We start from the raw sequence: 10,778 nt of genomic DNA, 5'->3' as shown, positions 1-10,778 counted from the left end.
GGGCCCCCCCCCCCTCATCGCGGGGCGCCCCCGCCGGCGTGCCGACCGGGAGAAGGCTACTTCTCGGCAGCCGCCTCTTCGCTCTGCTCGGCCGGAGCCGCGGCGCCGTCTTCCTCGACGGGGATCAGCGAGATCTTGCCGCGGTTGTCGATGTCGGCGATCTCGACACGCAACTTCGAGCCGACGCTCACGACGTCCTCGACCTTGGCGATGCGCTTGCCGCTGCCCAGCTTCGAGATGTGCACCAGTCCGTCGCGGCCGGGGAGAAGCGACACGAACGCACCGAAGGCGGTGGTCTTGACGACCGTGCCCAGGAAGCGCTCGCCGACCTTCGGCAGCTGCGGGTTGGCGATGGCGTTGATCAGGTCGATCGCGGCCTGCGCGGACGGGCCGTCCGTCGCACCGACGAACACGGTGCCGTCATCTTCGATGGAGATGTTGGCGCCGGTCTGCTCGGTGATGGAGTTGATCATCTTGCCCTTGGGCCCGATGACCTCACCGATCTTGTCGACGGGGACCTTGATGGCCGTGACGCGCGGGGCGAACGGGCTCATCTCGTCGGGGGTGTCGATGGCCTCGGCCATGACCTCGAGAATCGTCGCCCGCGCGTCCTTGGCCTGCGCCAGCGCGCCGGCGAGGACCTTGGACGGGATGCCGTCGAGCTTCGTGTCCAGCTGCAGCGCCGTGACGAAGTCCTTCGTGCCCGCGACCTTGAAGTCCATGTCGCCGAACGCGTCCTCGGCACCGAGGATGTCGGTGAGCGCGACGTAACGGGTCTCACCGTCGACCTGGTCGGAGACGAGGCCCATGGCGATACCGGCGACCGGAGCCTTCAACGGCACACCGGCGTTGAGCAGTGCGAGCGTCGACGCGCACACGGAGCCCATCGAGGTGGAGCCGTTGGAGCTGAGCGCCTCCGACACCTGACGGATGGCGTACGGGAATTCCTCGACGCTGGGCAGCACGGGCATGAGTGCCCGCTCCGCCAGCGCGCCGTGACCGATCTCGCGGCGCTTCGGCGAACCGACGCGTCCCGTCTCACCGGTGGAGTACGGCGGGAAGTTGTAGTGGTGCATGTACCGCTTGGTCGTCTCGGGTCCGAGCGAATCGACCTGCTGCGCCATCTTCACCATGTCGAGGGTGGTGACGCCCAGGATCTGGGTCTCGCCGCGCTCGAACAGAGCGGAACCGTGGGCACGCGGAACGATGGCGACCTCGGCCGACAGCGAACGGATGTCCGTGATGCCACGGCCGTCGATGCGGAACTGATCGCGCAGGATGCGCTGACGGACCAGCTTCTTCGTCAGCGAGCGGAACGCCGCGCCGAGTTCCTTCTCGCGTCCCTCGAAGTTCGGGGCGACCTGCTCGAGGACCTCGACCTTGACCTCGTCGGTCTTGTCGTCGCGCTCCTGCTTGCCGGCGATGGTCAGTGCCGCGCTGAGCTTCTCCGCTGCGGCGGCCTCGACGGCGGCGAACACGTCGTCCTGGTACGCCGGGAAGACGGGGAAGTCACCGGTGGGCTTGGCCGCCTTGACCGCGAGCTGCTGCTGCGCGGTGCACAGGCGAGCGATGAACGGCTTGGCGGCTTCGAGGCCCTCGGCCACGATCGTCTCGGTGGGAGCCTGTGCGCCACCGTCGATCAGGGAGATCACGTTGTCGGTGGCCTCGGCCTCGACCATCATGATCGCGACGTCGGCGTCGTCACCGCTGCCGGAGACGATGCGGCCGGCGACGACCATGTCGAAGACGGCGTTCTCGAGCTGCTCGACGGTGGGGAATGCGACCCACTGGCCGGCCTTGTTCTCGTCCGACGTGATGAGCGCGACACGCACACCACCGACGGGGCCGGAGAACGGCAGTCCGGCGATCTGGGTGGAGGCGGACGCGGCGTTGATCGCGACCACGTCGTACAGGTCCTGCGGGTTCAGGCTCATCACCGTGACCACGACCTGGATCTCGTTGCGCAGACCGTCGACGAACGACGGACGCAGCGGCCGGTCGATCAGGCGGCAGGTCAGGATCGCGTCCGTGGAGGGGCGGCCCTCACGACGGAAGAACGAGCCGGGGATACGGCCCGCGGCGTACATGCGCTCCTCGACGTCCACCGTCAGGGGGAAGAAGTCGAAGTGCTCCTTGGGGTGCTTGCTGGCGCTCGTCGCGGACAGCAGCATCGTCTCGTCGTCCAGGTAGGCGACGACGGCGCCGGCGGCCTGCTGCGCGAGGCGACCGGTCTCGAAACGAATGGTGCGGGTTCCGAAAGACCCGTTGTCGATCACGGCGGTGGATTCGAACACGCCCTCATCGACCTCTACTGCGGAATTCTCTGTCATCTCTTCTTTTCACTTCCCTCTCGTCTTCGCCGTACCCGCGGGGGCGTTCTCACCCTCCTGGCGAGAACTGCGCACCTGAGGGACATCCCCCTCTCGAGTTCTCGGGATGTCACTGTGCGGAGGCGGCCGTCGATCGAAGTCCGCCGGACCGTGTCCGGAAGACCACTACCGAAGACCGACACCACATTCTCGGGTGCATACGGTAGTGCTGCCCTCGGCAGCTAACACCGATAGCCAGCGAGGCCCAGTCTAAGCAAGGCCCCGCCGGCTACCGGAGTGATTTGCGATCGAAATGATCGCGATGTTGCGAAACTCAGCGACGCAGGCCGAGACGCTCGATCAGCGAGCGGTAACGCTCGATGTCGACCTTCTGGACGTACTTGAGCAGACGACGACGGCGTCCGACCAGCAGCAGGAGGCCGCGGCGGGAGTGGTGGTCGTGCTTGTGCATCTTGAGGTGTTCGGTGAGATCGACGATGCGCTTGGTGAGCATGGCCACCTGCGCCTCCGGCGAACCGGTGTCGGTCTCGTGCAGGCCGTACTCGCTCAGGACCTGCTTCTTCTCTTCGGTGGTCAATGCCACTGGTTCACTCCTGGTGATGACGTTCGCGTGCATGGATCGAAACTCGGCGCGGCCGCCGCGAACCGCAGCGCACGCCAGCGGTCTACTTTACCAGCTGAAATGCACGTGCTTTACCGCACGTCCTCCGAGGCCGCGAGGATCGCGCGCGCACGCTCGGCGTCCTTGCCCATCGCGACGATCAGGTCGTCCACGGAATCGAACTTCTCCATCCCACGGAGACGCTCGACGAGGTCGACGGCCACGTGCTGGCCGTACAGGTCGGCTTCCCGATCGAGGACGAAGGCCTCCACGGTGCGCGTCCGCCCGGAGAACGTCGGGTTGGTGCCCACCGACACGGCAGCCATGTACCGCTCGCCGGACGTGACGGTGCCCAGGTCGACTCCGTGCCCGAGCACGGTGAACCAGGCGGCGTACACGCCGTCCGCGGGAATCGCGGCGTACATCGGCGGCGCGACGTTCGCGGTCGGGTAGCCGAGCTGGCGTCCGCGACCGTCGCCGTGGACGACGACGCCCTCGACACGGTGCGGGCGGCCGAGCGCCTCCGTCGCGGCGGCCATGTCACCGGCGTCCACGCAGGAGCGGATGTAGGTGGACGAGAACGTGACTGCGTGCTCCGCGAGCAATGTCACACCGTCGACCGCGAACCCGAACCGGTCGCCGATCTGCCGCAGCAGGTCGACGTTGCCCGCGGCCTTCTTGCCGAACGTGAAATTCTCACCGACGACGACGTCGGCCACGTGCAGGCGCTCCACGAGAATCTCGTGGGCGTACCGCTCCGGCGTCAGCTTCATGAATTCGGCGGTGAACGGCATGACGCAGAACACGTCGATGCCCAGCTCCTCCGCGAGCTCCGCCCGGCGGGCGAGCGTCGTGAGCTGGGCGGGATGACTGCCCGGTCGAACCACTTCCATCGGATGGGGATCGAAAGTCATGAGCACGCTGGGTATTCCACGCGTGCGGGCAGCCGCCACCGCTCGACTGATCAATTGGGCGTGACCTCGGTGCACGCCATCGAATACGCCGATCGTGAGAACACAACGACCCCAATCGGCAGGAACCTCGTCGAGACCACGCCATCTCAGCACGAGTGGCAGCCTACGGTGCCGCGCGCCGATGTTCATCTTCGGACCGGTCGTCCGGCGGTCCGGCGTGGCGGGGAAACGTCACGACCTCGCGGTTCGCCGTCGCCGGTGACGTCCCCCGGGGATCGATCAGGTGTGTCGATGTGTCTCGCCGGTAAGACTTGCCTAAGCTCGTTGGCGTGGCCGTGAACAAGAATGACCAGAGCGTGACCGAGGACTCGACCTCCGAGACCGGGGCGCTCTCGGCAGTGGCGCAGGACTACCTGAAGGTCATCTGGACCGTTCAGGAGTGGTCGCAGGAGCGGGTCTCCACGAAACTGCTCTCCGAGAAGATCGGGGTGTCCGCGTCGACCGTGTCGGAGGCCATCCGGAAACTGTCCGATCAGGGCCTCGTCGATCACGCCCGCTACGGGTCGATCGCCCTGACCGAGGCGGGGCGCGTCGCGGCCGTCGGAATGGTCCGCAGGCACCGCCTCATCGAGACGTACCTGGTGCACGAACTCGGCTACGGCTGGGACGAGGTGCACGACGAGGCGGAGGTGCTCGAGCACGCCGTCTCGGATCTGATGATCTCCCGGATGGACGCCAAGCTCGGCCATCCCGAACGCGATCCGCACGGTGATCCGATTCCTGCGGTCGACGGGTCGGTGCCCACTCCCCCGGCACGTCAGCTCAGCGACTTCGTCAACGGCGAGAGTGGCCGCATCGCCCGCATCTCCGACTCCGACCCGGCCATGCTGCGGTACTTCGATTCGGTGGGTGTGGCACTGGACGTGACGGTGACGGTGCTGGAGCGACGCGACTACGCCGGCACCGTGTCGGTGCGGATCGGCGCCCAGGATGACACCGTCGAGCTCGGAAACCCCGCGGCCCAGGCCATCTGGCTGGTGTGAGCCGCTACCTCAGGGTCGCGGGACGGACCACCATCACCGAGCTCGCCCGCTTTCCCCGCTCCTGGAGCAGCGCGATGGTGTGCCCGCTCGGATCGATGGCGGCGCAGACGCCCTTGATGCCGATCGGCTCCAGCCAGCGGCCCTGACTGATCGCCTCGGCCTCGTCGGCGTCGATCTGCCGGTGCGGGAACGCGGTCTGCGCGGCGGCGTCGATGTCGAGGCTGACGCCCGGCTCCTCGGCCAGCTGTTCCAGCGTGCGCGCGTGTTCGAGGGTGAACGGTCCCACTCGGGTCCGGCGCAGCGACGTGAGGTGCCCGCCGACACCGATCAACGCGATCCCCAGATCACGTGCGAGCGCCCGCACATAGGTTCCGGACGAACATTCCACCTCGACGTCGAGGTCGACGAACGTGCCCTCGGTGCGCCTCGCGGTCACCTCGAACCGGGACACCGTGACCGACCGGGGCGCGAGTTCGAACTCCTCACCGGCGCGGATCAGCGCGTGCGCCCGCCGGCCGTCCACCTTGATGGCACTGACGCTCGACGGGATCTGCTGGATGTCCCCGGTGAGGGTGCGCACCTGTGCGGCGATCTCCTCGTCCCTCACCCCGGACGCATCGGCCGAGGCGACGACGTCCCCCTCGGCGTCGTCGGTGGTGGTGGCCTGCCCCAACCGGATCGTGGCCGTGTACGCCTTGGTGGTCAGCGCGAGAAGCCCCAGCAGCTTCGTCGCCCGCTCCACACCGAGCACCAGCACCCCGGTGGCCATCGGGTCCAGAGTGCCCGCGTGGCCGACCTTCCGGGTGCCGAGCAGCTTGCGGCACCGGGCCACCACGTCGTGGCTGGTGACGCCCGCGTCCTTGTCGACGATGAGCAGTCCGGCGCCGACGAGACCGGAAGAAGGCTTTTCACGTGCAGACACGAGGCCCGATTCTGCCAGCCGCCGTCACGGCACCGAAATCAGTGCACCGCAATGGCGGTGATGATGAGGCCGTCGGACACCATCCACCGGCCGTCGAACGACGCCAGCGGTGGTCCGTCGACGGTCTCCCCGGAGATGAGGAGATCCGAATGGAACGTGCCGGTGCCGTCGCCGGACGCCTCGAACGTGATGTGCGCGTCCTCGAACCCGAGCCACCGGCCGGTGAGCGGGAACCACGCCTTGTACGTGGCTTCCTTGGCGCAGAACAGCAGCCTGTCCCGGTGCACCGGACCGCCGGTGGCCGAGCGCCACTGCCCGGAGTCCGCCGCACCCGACAGCCAGTCGCGCTCGGCGGGCAGGCTCACCGCGTCCAGCACCCCGTCGGGCAGCGCGTCGTGCGGTTCGGCGTCGATGCCGACGGACCGCACCTGCATCGCGTAGCCGAGCGCCGCGCCTCGGTACCCGTCGCAGTGGGTGAGGCTCCCGACCACGCCGCGCGGCCACACCGGGGAACCCTTGTCGCCCCGCAGAACAGGGGCCTGGTCCACACCCAGCTTCGTCATCGCCAGGCGGGCGCAGTGCCGCGCGGTGGTGAATTCGCGTCGCCGCTTCTCCACCGCCCGCCCGATCAGCGCCTCCTCCTGCGGGTGCGGACGCAGCCCCGCCGGGTCCTCGAACAGTTCCGAGGACACCACCCCGGCCGGCAGAATTCTCTCGATCACAGGGCCCCCCTCGCCCGCATCTTCTCCACTTCGGCTTCCTGTTCGGGAGTGACCTTGAAGTGGCCGCCCCACTTGTTCAGCGTGCCCGGCGGATACTCCGGCACCGGGAGGATCTGCCGCAGCAAATTGTCCGGGAGTCCCCGCCGCTGCCACTCCCGCGGGTAGCCCAGCGACACCTCCTCGAACCGCACCCCGTCGTAGTAGGTGGTGCGCGGAATGTGCAGATGCCCGTACACGGCGCAGACGGCGTTGTACCGGGTGTGCCAGTCCGCGGTCAGTTCGGTGCCGCACCACAGCGAGAACTCCGGGTACCACAGCACCTGCGTGGGCTGACGCACCAACGGGAAGTGGTTGATCAGGACAGTGCGGGTGCCGGCGGGGAGGGCGTCCAGCCGGGCCTTCGTCGTCTCGACGCGGTTGCGGCACCAGGCGTCCCGGGTTCCGTACGGTTCGCTCGACAGCAGGAACTCGTCCGTGGCCACCACGTTCTTCTCCCGCGCGATCGCGAGGCCTTCCTCCTTGGTGGTGGCGCCGTCGGGCAGGAACGTGTAGTCGTACAGCAGGAACATCGGGACCAGCGTGACCGGGCCGTCCTCCGCCTCCCACACCGGGAACGGGTCCTCGGGGGTGATGACCCCGATCTCGCGGCACATGGTGACGAGGTAGTCGTAGCGGGCGGCGCCGTGGATCTGCACCGGGTCCTTCGCCGTCGTCCACAGTTCGTGGTTGCCGGGAACCCAGATGACCTGCGCGAAACGACTGCGCAGGAGTGTCAGCGCCCACCGGATGTCGTCCGTCTTCTCGGAGACGTCCCCGGCGACGATCAGCCAGTCCTCGGGCGAGTCCGGGTAGATGTCCTCGGTGATCGGGCGGTTTCCCCGGTGCCCCACATGGGTGTCGCTCACCGCCATCAGTTTGGGTGCCACGTCAACCACCTTTCCGATCGTGCTCCGCCGCCGGATCGCTGTCCGATCCGTGCCGTGCCTGCAGGTCGGCCCCCACCACTGCCCAGCGGCCCGATCCGACCCGCCACACGACCGCAAGCATCCGAAGTATCAAGAACACCGTGAGCCCCGTCCAGATTCCCGCCAGGCCCCAGTCGTTCAGCATCGACAGCCAGATCAGCGGCAGGAACCCGGCCAGCGCGCAGGACAGCGTGGCGTTCCGGAGGAAGGCGACGTCCCCGGCCCCGAGCAGCACGCCGTCGAGCGCGAACACGACGCCGGCCACCGGCATGATCGCGACGAAGAACCACCAGGCCACCGCCATCTCGTCGAGTACGGCCCGGTCGGAGGTGAACAGTGCGGGGATCACGCCGTGACCGAGGGCGAAGATCAGGGCGAGTCCGGTCGCGAAGATCGTGGACCATCGGGTGATGCGCCACGACAGTCGCGTGGCACCGTGGGCGTGCCCGGCGCCCAGCGCGGCACCGACGAGTGCCTGTGCGGCGATTGCCAGGGAGTCGAGGGTGAGGGCCACGAGGTTCCACAGCTGCAGCACCACCTGGTGGGCGGCGACCGCTGCGGCGCCGAACCGGGACGCGACGGCGGCGGCGGACAGGAAGCACGCCTGGAACGCCAGGCTCCGCAGGATCAGGTCCCGGCCGAGAACCATCTGGGCGCGCATGACGTGCCACCGCGGTCGCAACGGCACCCGCTCGACCACCAGCGCCCCGACGAACAGGCTCGCGGACACGGCCTGCCCGATCACGTTCGCGACCGCCGAACCCTCGAGTTCCAGCCGCGGCGCGCCCCACAATCCGTGCACCAGCACCGGGCAGGCCACGGCCGACACGACGAGACCGGCGATCACGAATCGCAGGGGCCGCACCGTGTTCTGCACACCACGCATCCACCCGTTGCCCGCCATCGCGACGAGGATCAGCGGGGCGCCGAACACCGCGATCCGCAACCAGCTTCCGGCGGCCGCCGCGATGTCGGAGCCGCCCGCGATCGCCGACGTGACCGGGCCTCCGAACAGGTGGACCAGCGCGATCACCAGCGCGCCGATGCCCAGTGCCAGCCATGTGGCCTGCACTCCTTCCCGGACCGCACCGCGCTCGTCCCCGGCGCCGTGCATGCGGGACGCGCGCGCCGTCGTGCCGTAGGACAGGAACGTCAGCTGGGTGCTGACCTGGGCGAGAATGAGGCCGCCGACGGCAAGGCCCGCGAGCGCCAGCGCACCCAGCCGGCCGACGACAGCGATGTCGAAGAGCAGATAGATCGGTTCGGCCGCGAGCACACCGAGCGCCGGCAACGCCAGCCCGAACACCGTCCGGGCGGTCGCGTCGCCCGTGACTTCCGACACCTCAGCCAACGATTTCGGACCTCAGCCGAGCGATTCGACGAGCGCGGTCACGATCTCGTCCGCAGAGTTCACGGCCGTGTAGCCGGCAGCGAACCGGTGACCGCCGCCGCCGAGGTACCCGGCGACGATCGAGACGTCCACGTCGGACTTCGACCGCAGCGACACCGAATACGTGCCGTCGGCCGCCTCCTTGAGGACGGCCGCGACCTCGGCCTCGGACGTCGTCCGGACGATGTCGATGACGCTCTCGATCTCCTCCGAGCGCAGATCCCCGACGTAGGCCTGCCGGATGACGGCGTAGACGAGTCCGCGCCCACCGGCCGCCTCGGGGAGGAGCGTCGCCGATCCGAGCACCGAGGACAGCATCGGCAGCCACCCGAACGGATGGGTGTCGAGCAGACGGCGGGCGATGCGGGCACCGTCGATCCCGGTGGCGAGGAGACGCTCCGCGAGAGTGTGCGTGCCCGGCTGCACCCAGCGGAACGAACCGGTGTCGGTCACGAGACCCGCGTACAGGCAGTGCGCGAGGTCGGTGTCGATGTCCACACCCCACACGTCGAACATCTGCGCCACGACAGCGGTCGTCGACTCCGCCGACTCGTCGATCAGGTTCATGCGACCGAACCGGGTGTTGGACCGGTGGTGATCGATGACGAGGGTCTCCCCCGCGTGCGCGAGCCGGTCGGCGAGCTTCCCGAGACGTCCGGCGCTGCCGCAGTCCACGGTCACGAGCAGATCGACGTTGCGGCGCACCTGGTCCGCGGGCACCAGCAGGTGCGTGCCCGGCAGTTCGCGCATCGACTCCGGCAGTTCGTCGGGCGCGCCGAACGCCACCTGCACCGGAATCCCCTTGCGCTCGAGCACCAATGCCAGGGCGAGTCCACTGCCGATCGTGTCGGCATCGGGTTGGACGTGACACAGAATCGTCACCGACGTCGCGTTCTCGAGAACGGCGACCGCCTGCGGCAGAAACACCTCGTGACGATCGAGATCAGACAGGGACGTCTCCTGAGTGTGGGTCATGTCGGTTCGTGTCAGTCCGCCTGGCGGGACCGGGACGGCTCGTCGACTTCGGCGTCGTCCGCGTCCTCGACTCGGGGTTCCTTGTACGGGTCGGGGTCACCCGCGGGGGACGCACCGGCCGCGACTCGCGCGACCTCGTCGTCGGCGGCGCGAGCGCGGGCGAGGAGTTCCTCCATGTGCCGCGCCGTGTCGGGAACCGTGTCCGCGACGAACGTCAGCGTCGGCGTGAACCGGACTCCGGTGCCTGCACCCACCTTCGAACGCAGAACGCCCTTCGCCTTCTCCAGTCCCGCAGCCGCGGACACGAGATCCGGTTCGGATTCCAGGTCGGCGCCCATCACGGTGTAGTAGACGGTGGCGTCGTGAAGGTCGGCCGTCACCTTGGTGTCGGTGATCGTGACGAACGCCAGGCGAGGGTCCTTGATCTCGTGATCGATCGCCGTCGCGACGATCGTGCCGATGCGCTTGGCGAGTTTGCGTGCCCGGGCGGGATCCACCATGACAATCAGACTCCTCTCCCTGGCCGCTCGATAAGTTGTGAAGTTGCGTGTAGCTGTAGTTCATTCTGCACGCCGGGCCGCGGACGCGGCGGGCGGGCAGGGCGCCCCGAATCAGTCCTCGGGGCCGAAAATCCTTCGCCGGACCGCAAGGAGTTGCAGTTCCGGCATCCCGGCGACGTGCCGTTCGCACGTGTCGAGCACCTCGTGTACGTGATCGACCGCCGAACTCGCCATCGTGACGCCGAGCATCGACCGGCGGTACCGATCCTGTTCCCCGGCCTCCGCCGCCGAGACGCCGTAGCGTCGCAGCTCCGCCAGAACCGGTTTGACCATTGCACGCTTCTCTTTGAGAGATCGCACGTCACCGAGCAAGATGTCGAGCTCGAGCGCACCGACGTACAAACTTTCCTCCTTCG

The 10,778-nt window shown here is 68.3% G+C and carries 11 protein-coding genes; 1 reads left to right on the top strand and 10 read right to left on the bottom strand.

Annotated elements, in window-relative coordinates; all coding sequences use genetic code 11:
• Positions 1-56: 56 nt before the first annotated feature.
• From ACFTZB_RS08480 to ACFTZB_RS08470, 3 genes are all read right to left on the bottom strand, one after another.
• Positions 57-2,330, bottom strand: coding sequence for a polyribonucleotide nucleotidyltransferase (locus tag ACFTZB_RS08480; RefSeq protein ID WP_276141533.1), 2,274 nt, complete (start codon positions 2,328-2,330; stop codon positions 57-59).
• 313 nt (positions 2,331-2,643) lie between these two features.
• Positions 2,644-2,913: a 30S ribosomal protein S15 gene (gene rpsO, locus ACFTZB_RS08475; RefSeq protein ID WP_005240682.1), complete on the bottom strand. Its 270-nt coding sequence runs from the start codon at positions 2,911-2,913 to the stop codon at positions 2,644-2,646.
• Between the two features lie 110 nt (positions 2,914-3,023).
• The gene (locus tag ACFTZB_RS08470) at positions 3,024-3,998 is read right to left on the bottom strand and encodes a bifunctional riboflavin kinase/FAD synthetase (RefSeq protein ID WP_025432373.1); all 975 of its coding nucleotides are present in this window, start codon (positions 3,996-3,998) and stop codon (positions 3,024-3,026) included.
• A gap of 176 nt (positions 3,999-4,174) precedes the next feature.
• Between ACFTZB_RS08470 and ACFTZB_RS08465 the strand changes: the two genes are divergently transcribed.
• Complete coding sequence (locus ACFTZB_RS08465; protein WP_378431045.1) at positions 4,175-4,888, top strand: metal-dependent transcriptional regulator; 714 nt, start codon at positions 4,175-4,177, stop codon at positions 4,886-4,888.
• Positions 4,889-4,892: 4 nt separating this feature from the next.
• On the opposite strand, the gene truB is transcribed toward ACFTZB_RS08465, so the two are convergent.
• The 7 genes from truB to ACFTZB_RS08430 form a co-directional block, all read right to left on the bottom strand.
• Positions 4,893-5,810, bottom strand: coding sequence for a tRNA pseudouridine(55) synthase TruB (truB, locus tag ACFTZB_RS08460; protein WP_378431044.1), 918 nt, complete (start codon positions 5,808-5,810; stop codon positions 4,893-4,895).
• A 38-nt stretch (positions 5,811-5,848) separates the two neighbouring features.
• On the bottom strand, positions 5,849-6,532 hold the full coding sequence (npt, locus tag ACFTZB_RS08455; RefSeq protein ID WP_378431043.1) for a 4'-phosphopantetheinyl transferase Npt: 684 nt from the start codon (positions 6,530-6,532) through the stop codon (positions 5,849-5,851).
• The gene (locus tag ACFTZB_RS08450) at positions 6,529-7,458 is read right to left on the bottom strand and encodes a metallophosphoesterase family protein (RefSeq protein ID WP_378431042.1); all 930 of its coding nucleotides are present in this window, start codon (positions 7,456-7,458) and stop codon (positions 6,529-6,531) included. The genes npt and ACFTZB_RS08450 overlap by 4 nt, the downstream gene beginning before the upstream one ends.
• Position 7,459: 1 nt before the next feature.
• Positions 7,460-8,848 carry an MATE family efflux transporter gene (locus tag ACFTZB_RS08445; protein WP_378431041.1) on the bottom strand — a complete coding sequence of 463 codons (1,389 nt, stop codon included), beginning with the start codon at positions 8,846-8,848 and terminating at the stop codon, positions 7,460-7,462.
• 12 nt (positions 8,849-8,860) lie between these two features.
• Entirely contained in the window at positions 8,861-9,862 is a 1,002-nt protein-coding gene (locus ACFTZB_RS08440; RefSeq protein WP_378431040.1) for a bifunctional oligoribonuclease/PAP phosphatase NrnA, read from the bottom strand.
• Between the two features lie 11 nt (positions 9,863-9,873).
• Positions 9,874-10,362 carry a 30S ribosome-binding factor RbfA gene (gene rbfA, locus ACFTZB_RS08435; RefSeq protein ID WP_015890370.1) on the bottom strand — a complete coding sequence of 163 codons (489 nt, stop codon included), beginning with the start codon at positions 10,360-10,362 and terminating at the stop codon, positions 9,874-9,876.
• Between the two features lie 111 nt (positions 10,363-10,473).
• Positions 10,474-10,764: a DUF503 domain-containing protein gene (locus ACFTZB_RS08430; RefSeq protein WP_378431039.1), complete on the bottom strand. Its 291-nt coding sequence runs from the start codon at positions 10,762-10,764 to the stop codon at positions 10,474-10,476.
• Positions 10,765-10,778 lie beyond the last annotated feature (14 nt).

The organism is Rhodococcus sp. NPDC057014 (genome assembly GCF_042673295.1).
In the GTDB taxonomy this organism is placed as follows: Bacteria; Actinomycetota; Actinomycetes; order Mycobacteriales; family Mycobacteriaceae; genus Rhodococcus_F.
Note: the sequence above shows the minus strand (reverse complement) of the source record. Positions and strands in the feature narration are given on the sequence as shown.